The organism is Mesorhizobium sp. M6A.T.Cr.TU.014.01.1.1, assembly GCF_004022765.1.
In the GTDB taxonomy this organism is placed as follows: Bacteria; Pseudomonadota; Alphaproteobacteria; order Rhizobiales; family Rhizobiaceae; genus Mesorhizobium; species Mesorhizobium mediterraneum.
Map to the genome: position 1 here is coordinate 63,750 of NZ_RZPG01000021.1, position 19,674 is coordinate 83,423.

General features: G+C 63.8%; 15 protein-coding genes, 1 tRNA gene and 2 pseudogenes. 5 read left to right on the plus strand and 13 right to left on the minus strand.

Translation table 11 applies throughout. The features are described from left to right. The first annotated feature begins 124 nt into the window (after nucleotides 1–124). Nucleotides 125–1,768, plus strand: coding sequence for an ABC transporter substrate-binding protein (locus EN885_RS22655; protein WP_128242773.1), 1,644 nt, complete (start codon nucleotides 125–127; stop codon nucleotides 1,766–1,768). Between the two features lie 110 nt (nucleotides 1,769–1,878). On the opposite strand, the pseudogene EN885_RS22660 reads toward EN885_RS22655, so the two are convergent. The 3 genes and pseudogenes from EN885_RS22660 to EN885_RS22670 form a co-directional block, all read right to left on the minus strand. After that, nucleotides 1,879–2,446: pseudogene (locus EN885_RS22660) on the minus strand (pyridoxal-dependent decarboxylase); the annotation flags it as partial. Between the two features lie 106 nt (nucleotides 2,447–2,552). Next, nucleotides 2,553–3,824, minus strand: coding sequence for an aminotransferase class I/II-fold pyridoxal phosphate-dependent enzyme (locus EN885_RS22665; protein WP_206616838.1), 1,272 nt, complete (start codon nucleotides 3,822–3,824; stop codon nucleotides 2,553–2,555). Nucleotides 3,825–3,844: 20 nt separating this feature from the next. Further along, the gene (locus EN885_RS22670) at nucleotides 3,845–4,933 is read right to left on the minus strand and encodes a pyridoxal-phosphate dependent enzyme (protein WP_128242774.1); all 1,089 of its coding nucleotides are present in this window, start codon (nucleotides 4,931–4,933) and stop codon (nucleotides 3,845–3,847) included. Nucleotides 4,934–5,245: 312 nt separating this feature from the next. Here EN885_RS22670 and EN885_RS22675 point away from each other — a divergent pair, with 312 nt between their 5' ends. The 4 genes and pseudogenes from EN885_RS22675 to EN885_RS22690 all read left to right on the plus strand — a co-directional run bounded on the left by EN885_RS22675 (nucleotide 5,246) and on the right by EN885_RS22690 (nucleotide 10,518). After that, nucleotides 5,246–7,210, plus strand: coding sequence for a BTAD domain-containing putative transcriptional regulator (locus EN885_RS22675; protein WP_128242794.1), 1,965 nt, complete (start codon nucleotides 5,246–5,248; stop codon nucleotides 7,208–7,210). A 282-nt stretch (nucleotides 7,211–7,492) separates the two neighbouring features. Beyond that, on the plus strand, nucleotides 7,493–8,242 hold the full coding sequence (locus tag EN885_RS22680) for a GntR family transcriptional regulator (RefSeq protein WP_128242775.1): 750 nt from the start codon (nucleotides 7,493–7,495) through the stop codon (nucleotides 8,240–8,242). Between the two features lie 196 nt (nucleotides 8,243–8,438). Next, a pseudogene (locus EN885_RS22685) lies at nucleotides 8,439–9,685 on the plus strand (D-amino acid dehydrogenase). Nucleotides 9,686–9,696: 11 nt separating this feature from the next. Beyond that, complete coding sequence (locus EN885_RS22690; protein WP_245493127.1) at nucleotides 9,697–10,518, plus strand: aspartate/glutamate racemase family protein; 822 nt, start codon at nucleotides 9,697–9,699, stop codon at nucleotides 10,516–10,518. Between the two features lie 302 nt (nucleotides 10,519–10,820). On the opposite strand, the gene EN885_RS22695 is transcribed toward EN885_RS22690, so the two are convergent. The 10 genes from EN885_RS22695 to mepA all read right to left on the minus strand — a co-directional run bounded on the left by EN885_RS22695 (nucleotide 10,821) and on the right by mepA (nucleotide 19,611). Continuing rightward, nucleotides 10,821–11,060 carry a hypothetical protein gene (locus tag EN885_RS22695; protein ID WP_126104234.1) on the minus strand — a complete coding sequence of 80 codons (240 nt, stop codon included), beginning with the start codon at nucleotides 11,058–11,060 and terminating at the stop codon, nucleotides 10,821–10,823. Nucleotides 11,061–11,283: 223 nt separating this feature from the next. Then, on the minus strand, nucleotides 11,284–11,502 hold the full coding sequence (locus EN885_RS22700) for a hypothetical protein (RefSeq protein ID WP_337124585.1): 219 nt from the start codon (nucleotides 11,500–11,502) through the stop codon (nucleotides 11,284–11,286). A 145-nt stretch (nucleotides 11,503–11,647) separates the two neighbouring features. Continuing rightward, nucleotides 11,648–12,340, minus strand: coding sequence for a L,D-transpeptidase (locus tag EN885_RS22705; protein ID WP_128242777.1), 693 nt, complete (start codon nucleotides 12,338–12,340; stop codon nucleotides 11,648–11,650). Beyond that, nucleotides 12,337–13,302: a glycine betaine ABC transporter substrate-binding protein gene (locus EN885_RS22710; protein WP_128242778.1), complete on the minus strand. Its 966-nt coding sequence runs from the start codon at nucleotides 13,300–13,302 to the stop codon at nucleotides 12,337–12,339. The genes EN885_RS22705 and EN885_RS22710 overlap by 4 nt, the downstream gene beginning before the upstream one ends. A 359-nt stretch (nucleotides 13,303–13,661) precedes the next feature. Beyond that, nucleotides 13,662–13,746: transfer RNA gene (locus EN885_RS22715), tRNA-Leu, on the minus strand. A 67-nt stretch (nucleotides 13,747–13,813) separates the two neighbouring features. Next, a complete protein-coding gene (locus tag EN885_RS22720) occupies nucleotides 13,814–14,434 on the minus strand; it encodes a 2,3-bisphosphoglycerate-dependent phosphoglycerate mutase (RefSeq protein WP_126104230.1) in 621 nt (206 codons plus the stop codon). 32 nt (nucleotides 14,435–14,466) lie between these two features. After that, complete coding sequence (dapB, locus tag EN885_RS22725) at nucleotides 14,467–15,309, minus strand: 4-hydroxy-tetrahydrodipicolinate reductase (protein WP_126104229.1); 843 nt, start codon at nucleotides 15,307–15,309, stop codon at nucleotides 14,467–14,469. Then, entirely contained in the window at nucleotides 15,306–17,159 is a 1,854-nt protein-coding gene (locus tag EN885_RS22730) for an ABC transporter ATP-binding protein (RefSeq protein WP_128242779.1), read from the minus strand. Before EN885_RS22730 ends, dapB begins: the two co-directional genes overlap by 4 nt. Nucleotides 17,160–17,287: 128 nt before the next feature. Next, nucleotides 17,288–18,304, minus strand: coding sequence for a glucokinase (locus EN885_RS22735; protein WP_128242780.1), 1,017 nt, complete (start codon nucleotides 18,302–18,304; stop codon nucleotides 17,288–17,290). Between the two features lie 188 nt (nucleotides 18,305–18,492). Further along, nucleotides 18,493–19,611, minus strand: coding sequence for a penicillin-insensitive murein endopeptidase (gene mepA, locus EN885_RS22740; RefSeq protein ID WP_128242781.1), 1,119 nt, complete (start codon nucleotides 19,609–19,611; stop codon nucleotides 18,493–18,495). Nucleotides 19,612–19,674 lie beyond the last annotated feature (63 nt).

The following is a 19,674-nucleotide window of genomic DNA, read 5'->3' on the forward strand; positions in this document are numbered from 1 at the left end:
ACTGCGGAAATGCGAACATTTCTTCGCTGAAGCCCGCACTATCATCGCCTATGACCAAAGGCGCCCGGCAACCGCATCCGCCCCCGCGAAGCGGTCGACCGGGCGCCGACAGGGAGGACCGACGATGAAATTCATGCTGACCGACAGAGCGTTGCATCCGCAGGCCGAGCCCGTCGCCGACGGCTTCAAGAAAGGCGGCATGAACCGGCGCGAATATCTCGCCACCATGGCAGCGCTTGGCGTCAGCGCCGCCGGCGCGCTGGCGCTGGGCGGCCTTGCGCCCTCCCCGGCCAGGGCGGCCGAGGAGCCGAGGCGCGGCGGCGTCTTGCGCGTCGCCATGAACGTCAAGGGCTGGAAAGACCCGCGCACTTTCGACGGCGTCGAAATGGCCAATGTCGCCCGTCAGTGCAACGAATATCTGGTGCGCTGGAACCGCGATTTCACCTTCGAGCCGTGGCTGCTCGAGAGCTGGGAGACCAGCGACGACGCCCGCGTGCTCACGCTGCACGTCCGCAAGGGCATCACCTGGTCGAATGGCGATACCTTCAACGCCGCCGACATCGTCCACAATCTGACGCGCTGGTGCGATGCCGGCGTCGCCGGTAATTCGGTCGCCGAGCGCATGGGCGCGCTGGTCGACGCCGCTACCAAGAAACCGGTCGACGGCGGCATCGAGCGTGTCGATGACTTTACCGTCCGGCTCAATTTGCCGAAGCCCGATATATCGCTGATTGCCGGCATGACCGATTATCCGGCGCTGATCATGCACCGCAGCTACGACGGCGACGGCGATCCGCTGAAGGCGCTGGCGATCACCACCGGACCTTGCGAACTGGTGGCATGGAACGCCGAGGTCGGCGCCGAGGTCCGCCGCAAGGACAAGCCGTGGTGGAAAGGCGACTTCTATCTCGATGGCATCCAATGGGTCGACTACGGCTCCGATCCCAATGCCATGTTCTCGGCTTTTGAATCGGGCGAGATCGACACCAACCACGAAACCGCCGCCGACACGGTTTCGCAAACGGACGCCATGGATCTGAGCAATTCGGAGCTTGCCACCGGCTCGACCATCGTCGCGCGCTTCAACGTCGGCAATCCGCCCTATGACGACATCAGGGTGCGTCGGGCCGCCCAGCTCGCCGTCGACAACAGCGCGATCCTGAAGATCGGCATGAACGACCGCGGCAAGCCGGCCGAGAACCACCATGTCGGCCCGATGCACGCCGAATATGCCGATATCGGCCCGGCCGTGCGCAATGTCGACGAAGCCAAGGCGCTGCTTGCCGAGGCCGGCAAGTCCGACCACGAATACGACTTGATATCCGTCGATGTCGACTGGCAGAAGAACACCGGCGATGCCATCGCCGCGCAGATGCGCGACGCCGGACTGAAGGTCAAACGCACCGTGCTGCCGGCGGCGACGTTCTGGAACGACTGGAGCAAATATCCTTTCTCCTGCACCGAGTGGCTCGGCCGGCCGCTGGGCGTCCAGGTGCTGGCTCTGGCCTACAGATCGGGCGCTGCCTGGAACGAGAGCGCCTACGCAAATCCGGAGTTCGACGCCTTGCTCGACAAGGCGCTGGCCACACCCGACGCCGGCGCCCGCAAGGAGATCATGGCCAAGATCGAACAGAATTTGCGCGACTCCGGCATCATCATTCAGCCCTATTGGCGCTCGGTCTACCGGACTTATCGCAAGGGCGTGCATGGCTGTGAGCAGCACCAGTCGCTCGAGCAGCATTTCGAGAAGGTCTGGCTCGACGCGTGATCGCGGGTCTTCCCTTCTCCCCTTGTTGTGGGAGAAGGTGGATTGGCGCGCAGCGCCAAGACGGTTGAGGGGTGTTGGACGAAGCGATCGGTGCCAAGCTGGAACACCCCTCATCCGGCCGCTTCGCGTCCACCTTCTCCCACAAGGGGAGAAGGGAGAGCCACGCCGGACCTTGATATCTCACGTCCGAGGCGCACTGTCTCCCGCACCAGCAGGTCTAGATCCTCGCGCCGGGTTACGGTGATTGTTGATCGCCACCCTGAGGCAATGCTGGCCATGCACCGTCGTATCCGAAAGGGCGGCGATGCCTTCTTCCTGCAGCCTCAGCATGATCTCGGTGTTGAGCGCCTTCAGGGCCTCGCCCGTCAACTCGTCGCCGCGGTAGCGAAAACAGACGATGTTGATGTTCGCCGGCGCGACCAGTTCCAGCAGCGGCTCGGCCTCGATCAGCGTGCTGAGATAATGTCCCTGCGCGATGTTCTGGTCGATCAGGCGGCCGAACTTCTCGATGCCGTGCTCCTTCAGCGCCATCCACACTTTCAGCGCGCGAAAGCCACGTGACGTCTGCAGGCCGTAATCATGCAGCCAGTGTCCGGAGGCGAGGCCGCGCGGCGTCAATTCCAGATATTCCGGCGTGACCGCGAAGGTTTTGCGATGCGCTGAAGCATCCCTGACTAGGATCAGGACCTATTAATTTGGCATTCAGCAGTCGATTGCAACGGCCGCCAGCCATCGCTCAAGCGATGGACCAGAAGCCCTTGTGTGAGCTCCTGCTCGCCAGGAGTTAGGCTGCGACTTCCCGGATCGCTCGCGCAAAGACGGGCAAAGAGCGCTCCACCATGCCGTCGTTTGCAGTCAAACTGATCCGCAGACGTCCAGGCAATTGGGCGACGCTGCCGGGCAGCACCCAGACACCGTCAGTTGCGAGGCGTGCCGCGAAGGCCATGTCGTCCGGTATTGGGGAGCGTGGAATGAGATAGAAGGTACCTTCAGGCACCGGCAGGTCGTATCCCGCTGCCCTCAAGCCTTCGACCATGCGATCGCGGCGCCGCGCGAGGGCTGCGACATCTATGCTGAGCTTCTCGAGATCAGGCAGTGCCCGCTGCAGGGTACGGCCGGCGAAAGCCCAACCGTGCGAAACCTGCGCTATATCGACAGCCTCGCGCAACAGTATGCGATCGGCCTCGGGCATGTCCGCCCCGAGTGCGAGCCAGCCCAGGCGCTCGCCGGGCGCGAGCAAGGTCTTGCCGAAGGAATAGGCGATCAGCGTGTGCGGGTAGCTCTCGGCCGGACTGATATGCGCATGGCCGTCAAACACCAGTCGCGCATAGGGCTCGTCGGCAAGGAGATAAATCACCTTGCCAAATCTTTCGGACGCGGCCGCGAGCTTGTCGGCGAGCGCGTCGAGTTGAGCACGGGGAAAGATGCGGCCGGTCGGGTTGTGCGGCGTGTTGACCACCACCACGCGGGTGCGCGGGGTGATCGCTGCCTCAATCCTTTCGAGATCGAGGTCATAGGTTCCCGGTGCTAGGTCGACGGCGACGGGTGTCCCTGCCGCGCCGCGAATCTGGGCACCATAGGCGAACCAGCCGGGACGCGGATAGATGACCTCCTCTCCCACCTCGAGCACGGCGAGCAACGCAGCCGCTATCGCGCCGAACCCTCCCGCGGTGATCGCAATGTCGTCTGGCTTGTAGTTCCGGCTTCGCGCCTGGCTGAGCGAGCGGGCCACCGTTTCGCGCGCCAGCGCATCGTACTTTTTATAACCGAACCAGTGAACATCCTGTGGCTCGACGTGGCGGATCAATGCATCGACAAATCCACGCAACGGCGTTTCCTGCGGATTGCCGAACATGAAATCGCAGGCATCGGGCCCCAGGCCGTCGCCCTCCAGGACTTTTCGCGCAAAATCCATGACCGTGCGCATTTCCTCGGTGACGGCGAGCATCCGGCTGGACACGGTGGCGATTGGCACGACGCGCTCCCCCTGCTGCAGGCGGCGCATGTCGAGCGTTTCTTCGAAAGCCATGCCGGAGGATTTTGGCGTCGCGTCCATGGTGGTTTCTCCCTCTCCCGCTACTCGGCCGGGAACTGGCCGCTGGGTGTCGACTGCGAAAGAGCCATCTCCTCCGCGTCCATTTCGGCCTCGATGCCGTCGAACAGCGGCGTCGTCATGTAACGCTCGCCGGTGTCGGGAAGCATGCATAGGATCACCGAGCCGGGTGCGGCTTTTTCCGCGATCTGGCGTGCCACGGCAAAAGTGGCTCCGCCGGAGATGCCGGTGAAAATCCCTTCCTTTTGCGCCAGCGCCTTGGCCCATTTGATGCCTTCGGGGCCGGGAACAGGCACGACCTCGTCATAGAGGCTGGCGTCGACCGCCTCCTGCAGCACGTTGGGAATGAAGTCGGGGGTCCAGCCCTGGATCGGGTGCGGCTCGAACGCCGGATGGCTGGCGGCGGGCCCACCGTCGGCGCCGCGCTCCTGTGCCTTGCCGCTGCCGATGAGCTGGGCGTTGGCGGGCTCGGCCAGCACGATCCGCGTCTCCGGGCGCTCGCGGCGCAGCACGCGTCCGACACCGACGACGGTGCCGCCGGTTCCGTAACCGGTGACGAAGCAGTCGAGCCGCGATCCGGCAAAGTCGTTGATGATCTCGCGCGCCGTCGTCGCCTCGTGAATGGCGGCATTGGCCTTGGTCTCGAACTGGCGGGCCAGGAACCAGCCATTGGCCTCGGCCAGTTCCACCGCCTTGTTGTACATGCCAAAACCCTTCTGGGCGCGCGGCGTCAGCACCACCTTGGCGCCCAGCATGCGCATCAGCTTGCGGCGCTCGATGGAGAAACTGTCGGCCATCGTCACCACCAGCGGATAGCCCTTCTGCGCGCAGACCATGGCCAGCCCGATGCCGGTGTTGCCGCTGGTCGCCTCGACGACGGTCTGGCCCGGCTTCAGGGCGCCGCTGCGCTCACCCTCCTCGATGATGTTGAGCGCCAGCCGGTCCTTCACCGACGCCGCCGGATTGAAGAACTCGGCCTTCACATAGATCGTCACACCATCGGGGCCGAGATTGTTGATCCTGATCACCGGCGTATCGCCGACGGTGTCGAGAATACTGTCGAACAGGCGGCCGCGGCCGGCCGTGGTCCTGATTTTTTGCTGATACAACATGGCTGTTCTCCTCTTTTTGTTATTGTCACGAGTTGTCGTCACGAGCCGGTTACAAACCGGCGGCTTGGGCGGCGAGGTTTCGAGACCTTACCGCGGTAAGGTGCCTTTGCCGGCAATGCGGCTCGGAAAGCGGCAGTGGCGTCCGGCGCGGAAAATTCGTTGCCGGATGCACTCTATCGCTTTCAATGATAAAGCAGAGGGCGATAGGCCAGCGTGGGAGCAAGCGTGGAAACGCACGTGGAATCCGCTCGATCGAGCCTGGGCGGCGCAACGGCCGGGCTGTCCGTGCGGCTGCTCGGGCCGCTGACGATCATGCGCGACGGTGCCGTCGTGCAACTGCCGGCATCGCGCAAGCTGCACGCGCTCTTCGCCTATCTGGCGCTAGCGCCGCATGCCGTCGGACGCAGCCGTCTGTGCGAGCTCTTGTGGGACGTGCCGAACGATCCGAGGGGCGAGCTTCGCTGGTGCCTCAGCAAGCTCAGAAGCATTCTCGACGACCCCGCCAGGATCGAGACGTCTGGCGATACGGTCGCGCTTGATCTCAACGGCAGTCTCGTCGACGCGATCGATATTGCCTCGGCCGCCGCTGAAGGAATCGAGACGCTCGATCTGGAGCGGCTGCAGGTCTTGTCCGGCCTGTTCGTCGGCGATTTCCTCGACGGGCTGGAGATCGACCGCAGCCCGCATTTCAACAGCTGGCTGATCGCGCAACGCCGCCGGTTCAGATCATGCCATGCCGCCATCCTGGAACATCTCGTCAACAATCTCCCGGCAGATGCCGACGAAACCTCTCCGCATCTGGAAAAGTGGGTGGAACTTAATCCGTTCGACGGGCGCGCGCATGCGGCTCTTCTGGCAGGGCTTGCACGGCGCGGCCAGATCGGCGCGTGCGAGGAACATCTCGCTTCCGCGGAGCAGCTGTTTGCTTCGGAGGATCTGGATTTCAGTCCCGTTCGTGAGGCATGGCGGACGATCCGCAGCGAACGACCTGCCGCGACGCTCTGGGCGCGACCGGCACTTCTGCCCGCGGCCCCCCAGGCGTCGATTGTGCTTCCCCATCCCGATACTGCTGCATCGCAGAAGGCTTCGCTTGCCGTGATGCCTTTCATCGAGGAAGCCGGCATCGGCAGTGCTCGCGGTGGCCCCTCTCGCGGTGGATTAGCCGACGGCCTCACCCACGACATCATCACCCGTTTGGCCAAGCTCAGGGACTTCTTCGTCATCGCCCGCGGCTCGGTCTTTGCGCTGGCGGAAAAAAACATCGCGCCCGAAGACGCCGGCCGGCGGCTTAACGTCGACTATGTCGCCACCGGCACCGTGCGCAGCCAGGCAGGCCGCGTCGTGGTCTCAGTCGAACTTGTCGAGATTCGCACGGTCAGGATCGTCTGGGCCGAGACGTTCGAGCGCAAGCCCGACGATATCTTTGCCGTCCTCGACGATATCGGCAACAGCATTGTCTCGTCGATCTCGGCCGAAATCGAGATGGTCGAGCGCAACCGCGCTTTGCTGAAAGCGCCCAACTCGCTGAATGCCTGGGAGGCTTACCATCGCGGCCTCTGGCACATGTATCGCTTCACCCGCACGGAAAACGAACAGGCCCGGCATTTCTTCGGCATGGCCCTGAAGCTCGATCCGACCTTTGCCCGTGCCTATGCCGGCCTGTCCTTCACCCATTGGCAAAACGCCTTTCAGCGCTGGGGAGACCGCGACAGGGAAAGCGCGCTGGCCTTCGAAACCGCCGGCCAAAGTCTTCTGGTCGATGACCACAATCCGGCCGCCCACTGGGCCATGGGCCGGGCTCTGTGGCTGCGCGGCGAGCAGGACGGATCCCTCATCGAGTTGGAGCGGGCCGTCGACCTCAGCCCGAACTTCGCGCTTGGCCACTACGCACTTTCGTTTGTACACTCGCAGTCGGGTGACCCAAAAGCGGCGATCGGTTCATCCGACCATTCGCGCCATCTGAGCCCGTTCGATCCGCTGCTGTTCGGCATGCTGGGGGCCAGGGCGATGGCGCATGTCCGGCTCGGCCAGTTCGACGAGGCCGCCGAATGGGCGCTGAAAGCCGCCGCCCGTCCCAATGCTCATGCCATCATCCTGGCGATCGCCGCCCATTGCCTTGCGCTGGCGGGACGGCTTGACGAAGCGCGAAACTTTTCCGCCGCGCTGCGCAAGACGCTGCCGAACTACTGCGCCGATGATTTTATCGGCACCTTCCGCTTCGAGCCGGACGCCGAGGCCATGTTCCGGCAAGGGGCGAGAAGGATTGGGCTGGGCTGATCCATCCCAGGTCGGGATGGTGCTTGTGAAGCGAATGAGCCCGAGCCATGCCTCCGTCTGACACTACAACCGATCGTGGCCGCGATCCTCGCCCGGCCTTCCTCGGTGCGGATAACTGAGTACACTTTACGACCCAGCTATGTATCTTATGGGAGCTGACCTTCTCGGGAGGCTAATGCATGTCGCCCAAAAGGGGTAATGACATGCATACAAAAAATAAAGCGCGTCGCATGGGCCTCTTCAGACGCGTGCTTCAGCTGCGTGCGAAGGCATGAGGACAGGATGACAACGAACCCCAGGAATGACGTCAATAACGGGGTAAAAGTCCAAACGCGCGCAAAGGAGCGAGAGCGCATCGTCCGCGCTGCCGACAGTGTCGATCGGGTCTACGCGGCGATCAAGGAATTCGCGATCGACTATCGTTTCCGGCCGGGAGAGAAGATCAACGAGGTCGAACTCGCGACTGAACTTGGCGTAAGTCGCACGCCGGTGCGCGCGGCTCTCAACAGATTGCAGCGCGACGGCTTCGTGGCATCCGTTCCGAACAAGGGATTTTATGCCCGCGAACTCACGCCGGAAGCCGTGCGCGATCTCTACGAACTTCGCGCGGCGATCGAGCGGGCCGCATTCGTCCTGGCCTGTGAGCGGGCAACCGACACCGAAATCCAGGCGACGGTCGACGCATGGACAAAGCATAGCAGCCTGGAGGGGGAAGGGTCGTGGGCGAAGGTTGCCGTTGCCGATGAAAGTTTCCACATGGCCCTGACGCAATTGTCGAAGAATGTGCAGATGGTCAACGCGCTCGATGGCCTATGTTCGCGGATTCGCTTTTTCCGGCGCATCGATCTGGAGTCCATGCCGCGCCGCAGCCACAGCTACCAGGAGCATGAAGCGATCATTGATGCCCTGCGCCGTCGCGATGCCGCGGGCGGGGCAGCCCTGGTCGAAAAGCACATCACGCTGAGTTCGGCGCATGCAATGGAGGTGGCCGCGCGTGGCTTAGCGCGGATCTTTTTCGGCACTACCGCGTAGGAGGACCATCGCGGAGAGCGGGGAAGAGGAACACAGCGAGGCGGAACGAGCGTGAGCGGCGGAACAGCCGATCTCCCCCGCATGGGGGAGATCGGCAGCTTCGTCGCCTCGCCCATCTCTTCAGGCCTCTTGTGAATTCCAAACCAACCTTCTAAAGTGTACTCACTTTGTGATCTCATCGCGGATTATGGCAGGCATGCGCATAGTGGTGCTGGGTGGCGGCGTCGTTGGTGTCACGACAGCCTATCAACTCCAAAGGGACGGTCACGACGTCGCGCTCATTGAACGCAATGCGCAGGTCGCCGCTGAAACGAGTTGGGGCAATGCCGGTATGATCGCGCCAGGCCATTCCTTTGTCTGGTCGTCCCCCAAGGCGCCGATAACCTTGCTGAAATCGCTGGTGCTCAAGGACCAGGCGCTGCGCTTCAAGTTCTCGGCGGATCCGCGGCTCTATACGTGGTCCTGGTTGTTTCTCATGGAATGCACGGCCGCCAAGGCGCGGCGCAACACGCTGCTCAAGCATCGCCTCGCCGCCTACTCGCAGGCAGTGCTGCGCGAGGTCGTTGCCGACGAGCAAATCGACTACGACCGTAACGATCGCGGCATCGTCTATTTCCACCGCAGCCAGCAGGCGCTCGACAATGGTGTCGAGCATATGAAGCTGCTGCAGTCGGACGGACAAGAGATCAAGGTGCTCGACAGAGACGCGATCGTCGCGCTCGATCCGTCTCTGGCGTCCGCCAAGGACAAGATTGCCGGCGGCATCTATTGCCCGACCGACGAGACCGGCGACCCGGCAAAGTTCACCAGGGCCCTCGCCGCCAAGATTATCGCCCGCGGCGGCGCCATCCACACGGGCACGAAGATCACCGGTATCGAAACGACCGGCGACGCTGTCGCGCAGGTGCTCACCGACAAAGAGCCTTTCAAGGGTGATGCCTATGTGCTTGCGCTCGGAGCCACAGTCCTGTTCTGGCAAGAAAGATCGGCATTCGACTGCCGATCTACCCGATCAAGGGCTATTCGCTGACGATCCCGATCGGCAATCGTCCGCTGCCGCCGACCATCGCCTCCGTCGACGAGCACAATCTGGTTGCCATCTCGCGCTTCGGCGACCGCATCCGCGTCACCGCAACGGCGGAGTTCGCCGGCTACGACACCAGCCATAAGCCCGCCGATTTCGCCTTCATGAAAGGGGTTGCCGAGGACCTCTACCCCGAGGGCGCCGACTACCATCGCGCGGAAATGTGGGCGGGTCTGAGGCCCATGACGCCGAACAATCTTCCCGCCTTCGGACGGCAACGCTTGCGCAACCTCTTCCTCAACACGGGGCACGGCCACATCGGCTGGACCATGTCGCACGGGTCGGCCCGGATCACCGCCGATCTGATCGCCGACCGGGCGCCGGCCATTCCAATGGATGGTCTTTTGAACCGACTTTGAAGGGGAATGCCATGTCTCTCGACGCCGTCATGTCTCTCAACCTCGCCGCCACGCGCCTAGCGTCTTCCGGACCGATTGACCTCGGCGTGCTGCCATCGGAACTCGACGGCGGTCTGGCGTCACGCGCGGCGATCGGCCTTGTGGTGCTGGCCACGGATCAGACCCTGGAGCATGAATTCCGCGCGCTCGTGCGCCAGCCCGGTGTCGCCTTCTACGAATCCCGCGTCTTCAGCGACAACGACATAACCACCGACACCTTGCGCGCCATCGGCCCCAGGATCGCGCCGGCCGTCGATCTCATCTTGCCGAGCATTCCCCTGGACGTCGTTGCCTTCGGCTGTACCTCGGCGACGATGACGCTCGGCGAAGAGGCGGTTTTCGCGGAGATCAGGAAGGCACGGCCAAATGTCGCCTGTACCACACCCGTCACCGCCGCACTTGCGGCGTTCAAGGCTCTCGATGTCAAAGGCATCGGCCTGCTGACGCCCTACGCGCCGCAGATCAATGAAAACCTCGTCGCCTATTTCAGCGGGCGCGGCGTCGACATATCAGCCGTCGCGACCTTCGACCGGCGCGACGATCGCGATGCCGCCCGCATCTCGGTCACAGCGATCGGAGCCGCGGCCAAGCGGATGGCTGCCACGCCGGGAGTGGACGCGGTCTTCGTATCATGCACCAGCCTGCGCATCGCCGAAGCGGCAGCCGGGCTCGAGCAGCGCATCGGCGTGCCGGTCACGTCCAGCAACCACGCCATGGCCTGGCATTGTCTGCGGCTCGCCGGGATCAATGACGTCGTGCCCGCCGGAAGGCTTTTTGGATTGCCAAGCAACTGACTGGCGATCGCCGCGCACTGCCTTGCGCTGGCGGGGCGGCTTGACGAAGCGCGAAACTTTTCCGCCGCGCTGCGCAAGACGCTGCCAAAATACTGCGCCGACGATTTTATCGGCACCTTCCGCTTCGAGCCCGACGCCGAGGCCATGTTCCGGCAAGGCGCAAAGCGCATTGGGCTGGGCTGATCCCATCCAGGTCGGGCTTGGTTCAACCGGTCGGGGCCACGATCCTCGCCGGCCAAAAACCGAACAAAAGCCCGGCAGCCGGCCAAGAAAATCGGCCAGGAAAGCAGCGTTCGTTGCAGCTATATGCCGAGCATCGTCTTGGCTTGGTTGAGCGCAGCCTCTGATCCTGCATGATCGCCGGCGGCGTGCAATGTCTCGCCTTGGGCGCGCAGTTCCTTGACTTTGGTCTTATCGGCCTCGGAGAGGGTGGCGGTCGGCAACGCCGCGTCGATCGCGGCCATGATGGTCGGGCATGAGTTTGCAAAGGCTGTCGCAGGAACGACCGCCAGGAAGACCGCAAGCGAAATTGATCGGAACATGGACGTTTCTCCCTTGCCGGAACACGCTGTGTCGGCGACCGGCGTAGGAAATGGTACAGCGGATGCCCGAACCTGCCAATCACGATGATGCAACTCGGTTGAGGCAAGCTGCGGTCGGCCGGGCTTCATCACGGCTGATCGCTACCAACATCGTCATGTCCGAAGTCGACGCCAGGTTCGCGGCAATCGTCAGATCGCCCAAAAATTCCTCGACCAGAGCGGATCAGGCAGGCTGAACCGATTTGACATTGCCTTCGGTATCGACAAGGCAGCTTGTCTTCTTGCCGCCGGCATCGAGCTCGACCTGATAGGTTTGGGGATCGATCTTGCTCGACGAAACCGGAAGTATCTTCGTGCTGTCGACGCCGCTCGCCTTGGCGGCCGCGTCGGCGCAAAGAAGCTGAAGGTCCGCCGGGGCCGTCTCGACCTTGGTCCTGGACATCTGTTCCTGGGGAGGCGGCGGCGGGGCGCTGACGCAAGCGCTCAGTGTTCCCACCAAAAATCCAATTGCTGTTGCCCGGATCGACGTTCTCACTGCATGTTTTGCCGACATTGCTTGGTCCCTCTCCGAATGCCGCTTCCCGGCCTTACACACCCTTGTAAAGTGCCGCCCCCTGCATGAGAACGATGACCTTGGCTCCAACCTTGACGCGCGATGCGAGATCGGTGATGTCGTCGTTCCTCATCCGGATGCACCCTGATGACACGTCGAGCCCGATCGTCCAGGGCTCCGGCGTGCCGTGTATCCGGTAGATCGTGTCCTGGTCGCGCTCATACAGATAGAGCGCCCTGGCGCCAAGCGGGTTGTCCGGTCCTCCCGGCATGCCTCCCGCATGTTTGACCGCATTCGGATCACGAGCGATCATTTCGGCCGGGGGTGTCCAGGTCGGCCATTCCGCCATGCGGCCGACGCGCACGATTCCGGCCCATCCAAATCCCTCCCGGCCGACGCCGATACCGTAGCGCATGGCCCGCTGACCGGGCTGCACAAGATAGAGAAAATGCTGGTTGCCATCGATGATGATCGTGCCGGGCACTTCCGCGGTGCGGAACTTGACCATCTGCGGCCGAAACGCCTCCGGCACTTCATTGTGCGCGGCATAGTATTTGCGTGCCTTGCTGCGGTCGTAGTCCACCCATTTGCGGGTTTTCGGATCGAAAACCTGTGTTCCCGCAGCCAGCGCCGCCACTGCGACAAGACCGAACGCTGCCGCGACAATTGCCGTCAGGGAGCGACGCTGGAGAATGGCGCATCCCGCGATCATCAGCTTGCCGTTCATGGATTTGCCCACCCGTTCACCCGAGCGCCCTGTGCAGCAACCCATTGTTTGGCGTACTCGTAAGGATCCTGACGCTCCACTTGGAGCGCATAACTCATCTTCGCGGCGTCTTCGGGCTTGAGCGCGACCCGTTCCAGGAACTCGACCACCTTCGGATATTTTTTGCGCAGTGAGGTGGCGTAAGCGATATGGAAATGTGCGGTATCCCATGACACTGGCGCGCTGGACTTCGAGACCCAGAGCGGGTCCTCGGAAGGCAGCACGATCTTCCACTTTGCCGGGTCAAAAGGCGGCTCGGTAAGCCGGACAATGTCGTGCAGCTCAAACACGTGATGCGGCGCGTAGCAGGCAAACACCATCGGATGAGCCGTAGCGACCGCGGCATCGACAGCCGCCATTCCGACATCCTCCGGCGTCTCCAGCAATGTCATTGTCTTGGCATAGCCATAGCTGTTGGCGCGGACACGCTCGATAGCCGTCGAGGACCAACCCTCCGCGCCAATCCACAGTTCCCCATGTCCGTCCCGATCAGTGTCCAACGCGGCAGTTTTGCGCGGGTCGGTGAGGTCCGAAATGTCGCGAATGCCAAACTTGTCGGCAGTTTTGCGGGTAGCGCATATGCCTTGCCACGCCGGCACACCGATGGGACTGATGGCTACCGTGCCGGCACCGTCCACATACTTCTTCACCATGTTGTCGAGGTTGGGCAGCCACATTTCGGGATGAATATCCACCTCGCCCGAATCGAGGCCGGCAAAGGCGATAAGCGTCCCCATCTCGCGCACATCGGCATCGAGCCCGAAATGTTCCTTCAGGCTGACCTTGAGAATGTTTGCCGTCGCCTGGCCCGACGGCCAGTTCGGCATTGCAATGACGAGATCAGCCGCTTGGGCCGGGACCGCCAGCATCGTCAATGCCGCCAGCGACATTTTCCGCAGACACTGCCGAAATCGGTCGTGCATTTCTTCCCCCCTCGCTTCGGTGCTGAAACGAACCGGGACGGGAACGACTTGTCACGGCAAGCACCGGGTTGTGACAGCAGCCCCATCTTCCGACGGCAACTGCTGAAGGTGCGACAATGCATTCGCCAAAGGGGGCGCCGTCACATGCCGCTCCTGCACGCTACTCGATGACATACCGTATGGGAAGATGCTTACAACCGGGGGTCGCGCGCCAACTTTCAAGTTGTCCGCGGGCACACGCCTTACGAACTGTAGGGCGTGCTAGGACACCTTGTTGGGTGAGGTCATTCGCAAGGTCATGTGCAGCCGACGGCCCGGAAACCGCAGTTTCCGGGAAATCAAGAACTTACAAAGGGATTTGGTGCCCAGAAGAGGACTCGAACCTCCACTCCTTGCGGAACACGGACCTGAACCGTGCGCGTCTACCAATTCCGCCATCTGGGCTGGTGCGGGCTCTTTAGGCGGGCAAACGGTGAGTGTCAACGCGCTTTTTTGAAACGCACTCGCCGGCTCAGTTCTCCAGCACTTCCTTGGATGCCACGGTCGAATCGGCGTTGAGCTTGTAGATGACCGGCACGCCGGTGCCGAGCTCCAGTTTGACGATCTCCTCGCCCGACTTGCCGTCCAGCGCCATGATCAGCGCACGCAGCGAATTGCCGTGCGCCGCCACCAGCACGGTGCCGCCGCGCAGCACATGCGGCTGCAGGTCGTGCAGATAATAGGGCCAGACGCGCGCGCCGGTGTCCTTCAGGCTTTCGCCGCCGGGCGGCGGCACGTCGTAGGAGCGGCGCCAGACATGCACCTGCTCCTCGCCCCATTTCTTGCGCGCATCGTCCTTGTTGAGGCCGGAGAGGTCGCCATAGTCGCGCTCGTTCAGCGCCTGGTCGCGGATGGTCTCGAGATCGCTCTGGCCGACCGCGTCGAGAATGTGCTGGCAGGTCTTCTGCGCCCTGATCAGCGACGACGTGAAGGCGATGTCGAATTTCATGCCGCGCGCCTTCAGCTTGGCGCCCGCCTCCTTGGCCTCGGCGTGGCCCAGCTCGGTCAGGTCAACGTCGCGCCAGCCGGTGAAGAGGTTCTTCAGGTTCCATTCGCTCTGGCCATGGCGCACGAGCACGAGAGTTCCCGACATTTTTGCTCCTTCAGTTTGTGGATCAGATCGTCTCAGGCGAGTCCGAGCACGTCCCGCATCGAATACAGTCCCGGCTTCCTGCCGCGCGCCCACAGTGCGGCCTTGACCGCGCCGCGAGCGAAGATCGCCCGGTCCTCGGCGTGATGGGCGAGCGTGATGCGCTCGCCGGTGCCGGCCAGCACCACGGAGTGGTCGCCGACCACCGAGCCGCCGCGCAGCGTGGCAAAACCGATCGAGCCGGTCTTTCGCACGCCGGTGTGGCCGTCGCGCGACCGCACGCTGTTCCCGTCAAGATCGATGCCGCGCCCGACGGCAGCGGCTTCGCCGAGCAGCAGCGCCGTGCCCGACGGCGCGTCGACCTTGTGCCGGTGATGCATTTCCAGGATCTCGATGTCGAAATCGTCGGCGTCGAGCGCGCGCGCCGCCTGCTCGACCAGCACCGCCAGCAGATTGACGCCGAGGCTCATATTGCCTGACTTGACCACCGTCGCGTGGCGCGCCGCCGCCTCTATCTTGGCATTGTCGTCCGCCGAGCAGCCGGTGGTGCCGATGACATGGACGATGCGCGCCTGCGCCGCGTAGCCGGCGAATTCGACCGTCGCTGCCGGGCTCGTGAAATCGAGCACGCCGTCGGCCTTGGCGAAGGCCGGCAGCGGGTCGTCGCCGATCGCCACGCCGATATTGCCGATGCCGGCAAGCTCGCCGGCATCCTTGCCGAGATGGGGCGAGCCGGCCCGCTCGATCGCGCCGGCGACGCGTGCGCCCGGTATCGTGTGAATGGCGCGGATCAGCGCCTGGCCCATCCGGCCGGCGGCGCCGACCACCACCAGGCCCATTTCATTGACGGGGGGATCGTTTGTGGCCGTACCGCTCATAAAGTTCTCCCGACCGCCTTTTTCGCGCGGCGCACCGAAGTTTGGATTGGCTTGCCGTCGTCGACAAGCCCCAGCCCCTTGTTGCCCTGCACCCGGTGAAAGCGGGCATAGACGCTGTGCGGGTCGGCCATCAGCGATGCATGCGTGCCTTGCTCGACCAGCCGCCCCTGTTCCATGACGACGATGTGGTCGGCATTGACCACGGTCGACAGCCGATGCGCGATGACGATGGTCGTGCGCCCTTCCGTCACCTGGGTCAGCGCCTGCTGGACGCGCGCTTCCGCCTCGTTGTCGAGCGCCGAGGTCGCCTCGTCGAGCAGCAGGATCGGCGCCTGCCGCACGATGGCGCGGGCGATCGACAGACGCTGGCGCTGGCCGCCCGACAGCGTCACGCCGCCTTCACCGACAGGGGTGTCATAGCCTTGCGGCTGCTGGCGGATGAAGCCGTCGGCCTCGGCTTGCTGCGCGGCCAGTTCGATCTCGGCGTCGCTGGCGGCGAGCCGCCCGTAGCGGATGTTGTCGCGAATGGTGCCTTCGAACAGATAGGGCTGCTGCGAGACATAGGCGATGGAGCTGCGCAGCGACTGCTTGGTCATCTCTAAAATGTCCTGGCCGTCGACCTCGATGCTACCCGCTTCGACATCATGGAAGCGCTGCAGCAGCGCCACCAGCGTCGACTTGCCGGCGCCCGAGGCGCCGACGATGGCCGTCATCTTGCCGGCAGCGGCGACGAAGCTGAGATCCTGCAGCACCGGCGCGTCGGCGACATAGCCGAACGACACATTGTTGAAGCGCACCTCGCCCCTGGTGATCTTCGCTTCGACCGCTCCGGGCGCGTCGCCCTGTTGCGGCTCGAGGTCGAGCAGCTCGTAGATCATGCGCGCATTGACCAGCGCCCGTTCCATGCCGACCTGCATGCGCGCCAGCCGCCGGGCCGGGTCGTAGGCGAGCATCAGCGCCGTGATGAAGGAAAAGACCGCGCCAGGCGGCTGGCCGCTGACGGCTGCCCGGTAGCCGGAATAGGCGATGACGCCGGCGACGGCGAAGCCGGCCAGCATGTCCGAGATCGGCGTCAACCGTTCCGACACGCGCGCGATGCGGTTTGCCCGCTGCTCGGCGCCGGTGACAAGATCGCTGATGCGACGCGACAGCTCGTCTTCCAGCGTGAACGCCTTGACGATGGCGATGCCTTGCGTTGCTTCCTGCATGGCGCCGATCAGCCGCGAGTTGATCTGCACCGCTTCGCGCGTGGCGCGTCGTATTCTGCGGGTCAGGTAGACGACCGTGTAGATCAGCGGCGGCCCGACCAGCAGCGACATCAGGGACAGCATCGGATCCTGCCAGATCATGACGCCGATCAGCGCGACCAGCGATACGGCGTCGCGTGCCAATGACGTCAGCGTCATCGAGAGCAGGTCGCGGATGCCGTTGACGTTCTCGTTGATCTGGGCGGCCAGCCGCCCCGAGCGCGTGTCGTTGAAGAAACCGACGCCGAGCTTCATCAGATGAGCGAAGATGCGGCGCTGGTAGCGCGCCACCAGATTGTTGCCGATCCTGGCCAGCGTCACCGCCTGGCCGTAAGTGGCCAGCCCGCGCAGCATGAATGCGCCCAGGATCAACAAGCAGATCAGCGCGATGAGATCGCCGCGCTGCTCGTAGAAGATCTGGTCGACCACGTCCTTCATGATCCAGGCGGTGAAGGCGGTCGTAGCTGCAACTATCACCAGGCACAGAACGGCCAGAGCATAATACCAGCGATACTCGCGGCTGTTCTCGGCGATGATGCGGCGGACCACCGCCACGATCTCGCCGGGCCGGGCCTTGGCTTGGTGGTTGGACGGCTGGTTCAAGTCGGGATCGTTCCGTGATGTCGGTTTCGGCCTCGCGGCCGGACTAATTCGGCAATCCTCTTAGCGCCCCGGTGGCGGCTTGCCTATGGCCGAGGCCGGCAAAACTTCATCGCGGCTCAGGGCGTCACCTAAACCCGCCAGCGTCGCCCCGCCGTCTGGACGCCGAACAGCGACGGGTTTCTGGCATAGGCGGCAAGACCGGAAAGCGCTGCCAGCGGATGGGTGATCACATAGACGGGCATGGTGCGCATCATCTCGCTATGCGGCGCCTTGTCCTCGAAGGCGGCGCGGAACTCGCCCGTTTTCAGCGCCGGCAGGATTTTCTGGGCGATGCCGCCAGTCAGGAAGACGCCGCCGCGGCTCATGAACACCAGCGCAAGGTCGCCGGCAGTGCGCCCCAGGCACGTGACGAACATCGACAGCGCTTCCTCGGCCACCGGATCTGACTTGGCCAGCGCCGCGGCGGTGACCTCGGCCGGCGTGGTGAAAGGCGTCGGCTTGCCGTCCGCCTTGGCCACCGCCCGGTAGGCATTGACGAGGCCGCGTCCGGACAGGATCTGTTCGCCGGAGATTCTGCCGTCGAGCTTCTCGATATGCGGAAAGACCTGGAAATCGCGCGGCGAGCGCGGTCCGATGTCCATGTGCCCTCCCTCACCGGGCACCGGAATCCAATGGTTCAGCGCGTGGACCAGGCCGGCGACGCCAAGCCCGGTTCCGGGACCGAGCACCACCCGTCCGGCGTTGGGCTCCGGCGCATCGCCGCCGATCTTTTCCATATGCTCTTCGCCAAGCGCCACGACGGCCAGCGCCTGCGCCTCGAAATCATTGAGCACCACGACGTCGCTGAGGCCGAGGCTGGCAAACATCTTTCTCGGCTTGACGATCCACGGGCAATTGGTGAGCGGGATCTCGTCGCTGTCGACCGGGCCGGCCACCGCCAGCACGGCGGAGTTGGGCCGGACCGGCGAGCGGACGAGCACCGCTGCCTGGATCGCGTCGTCGATGGTGTTGAAGTTGGCGGTCTGGACGATCTGCGGCTCGGTTGGTTCCGAGTTCGCGTCGAGCACGATCGAAAAGCGCGCATTGGTGCCGCCTATGTCGCCGATCAGGACCGGAAACTGCAGCGCTGTGTCGTCGTCTGGCATGCTCTTGTCCGTCCCGGTTCCCAGTGGCGTTCCGCCGTTCTTTTGTTGACTAGCGCATGACCTGGGAAAGGGAAATCGGTTTTCGAAATGAGGCGACCCAGATTCAGGTCAGACCGAACCGGGGACGAAGGCGTGCGTGCCGACAACCCGGATCGCTGCACTCCTCGACCGCCTTCCCCGATATCGCGTCAGTTCCCCGGCCGCGGTCGCGGCAATGGAATGCCGATCTCGGGCGTTGCCGCGAACGCGTTGATCGAGGCCGGAAGCGCTGCCGCGCCGCTTACGGATGCCCGCGCCGGCGCCGGAGCCACCGTGAGAGCGGGTGCAGCCGCGACCGGCACGCCGTCGCCATAATAGGTGACCGCCTCCGCCGAAGCCGGTTCTGGCCCGTCGAGCACGGCCTGGCATGCCGCGGGCAGGCTCGCCATGGTCATCACGTCGCGCGCTTTCGGCCTGTCCGGGTTCTTGTTGGGGCGCCACGGTTCCTCGGTGAACCACCATGCCAGCGACTGGTCGCAGCCGTCGCCGGGCGCCGTGTTTTCCTGCGCTTTGCAATTGGGCGAGCCGGGCTGGCAGCCGATGCGGATGTGGAAGTGATAGTCGTGGCCCCAGAACGGCCTGACCTTGCGAAGCCATGCGCGGTCCCCTTTCACCGTGTCGCAGAGCTTCTTCTTGATGCCGGGATTGACCAGGATACGCTCGACTTCCGCGTAGCTTGCTGCGCGCTTTAGGAGTCGCATATGCGCCGGCACCCAGAGCGCATCCTTCACCAGATGGGTCTTTTCATCGACAAGCAAGGTAGCGCTCATGTTCTCGCGTTGGTCGATCGAAAGCTTGCGGTCGGGCATCGGCGTCAGCCAGATGTCGGCGTCGAGGCCGATCTGGTGCGAGGCATGGCCGGTTAGCATCGGCCCGCCGCGCGGCTGCGAAATGTCGCCGACCAGCAGGCCGGGCCAACCGTCGGCCGCGGCGTCGCGCGACAGTTTCTCGATCAGCGCGATCATCGTCGGATGGCCCCAGCGACGGTTGCGCGAAGGCCGCATCACCTCCCATTTCGGGCCGTCCATGGGGATGGCGACGCCGCCGGCAAAGCAGCCCTTGGAATAAAAGCCGATCGATTGCGGCGCAGCCACGGCCGGCAGCTTTTTGGCGCCGAACAGGTCTTTCGCCAGGCCTTCGGCGGCGGCAGGTCGCGCCGCAAGCCCCGCCAGGGCGAGGACGGCGAGCGCTGCTAATGCATGTCGCCCAAAGCATGCCCTCGGGCTTGAACCGAGGGTGCGCAGCGGCTTTGGGACAACGACAGGCATAAACAGAGATCTAAAGCGCGTCGCGGCGCGCTTTAGCAGCAATGCTCTGCCGGGCAATGATTG

Excerpts from the sequence above, each read along its gene's own strand:
- EN885_RS22655 (WP_128242773.1), top strand. The coding sequence starts at position 125 with ATGAAATTCATGCTGACCGACAGAGCGTTGCATCCGCAGGCCGAGCCC.
- EN885_RS22665 (WP_206616838.1), bottom strand. The coding sequence starts at position 3,824 with ATGGACGCGACGCCAAAATCCTCCGGCATGGCTTTCGAAGAAACGCTC.
- EN885_RS22670 (WP_128242774.1), bottom strand. The coding sequence starts at position 4,933 with ATGTTGTATCAGCAAAAAATCAGGACCACGGCCGGCCGCGGCCGCCTG.
- EN885_RS22675 (WP_128242794.1), top strand. The coding sequence starts at position 5,246 with ATGCGCGACGGTGCCGTCGTGCAACTGCCGGCATCGCGCAAGCTGCAC.
- EN885_RS22680 (WP_128242775.1), top strand. The coding sequence starts at position 7,493 with ATGACAACGAACCCCAGGAATGACGTCAATAACGGGGTAAAAGTCCAA.
- EN885_RS22690 (WP_245493127.1), top strand. The coding sequence starts at position 9,697 with ATGTCTCTCGACGCCGTCATGTCTCTCAACCTCGCCGCCACGCGCCTA.
- EN885_RS22695 (WP_126104234.1), bottom strand. The coding sequence starts at position 11,060 with ATGTTCCGATCAATTTCGCTTGCGGTCTTCCTGGCGGTCGTTCCTGCG.
- EN885_RS22700 (WP_337124585.1), bottom strand. The coding sequence starts at position 11,502 with ATGTCCAGGACCAAGGTCGAGACGGCCCCGGCGGACCTTCAGCTTCTT.
- EN885_RS22705 (WP_128242777.1), bottom strand. The coding sequence starts at position 12,340 with ATGAACGGCAAGCTGATGATCGCGGGATGCGCCATTCTCCAGCGTCGC.
- EN885_RS22710 (WP_128242778.1), bottom strand. The coding sequence starts at position 13,302 with ATGCACGACCGATTTCGGCAGTGTCTGCGGAAAATGTCGCTGGCGGCA.
- EN885_RS22720 (WP_126104230.1), bottom strand. The coding sequence starts at position 14,434 with ATGTCGGGAACTCTCGTGCTCGTGCGCCATGGCCAGAGCGAATGGAAC.
- dapB (WP_126104229.1), bottom strand. The coding sequence starts at position 15,309 with ATGAGCGGTACGGCCACAAACGATCCCCCCGTCAATGAAATGGGCCTG.
- EN885_RS22735 (WP_128242780.1), bottom strand. The coding sequence starts at position 18,304 with ATGCCAGACGACGACACAGCGCTGCAGTTTCCGGTCCTGATCGGCGAC.
- mepA (WP_128242781.1), bottom strand. The coding sequence starts at position 19,611 with ATGCCTGTCGTTGTCCCAAAGCCGCTGCGCACCCTCGGTTCAAGCCCG.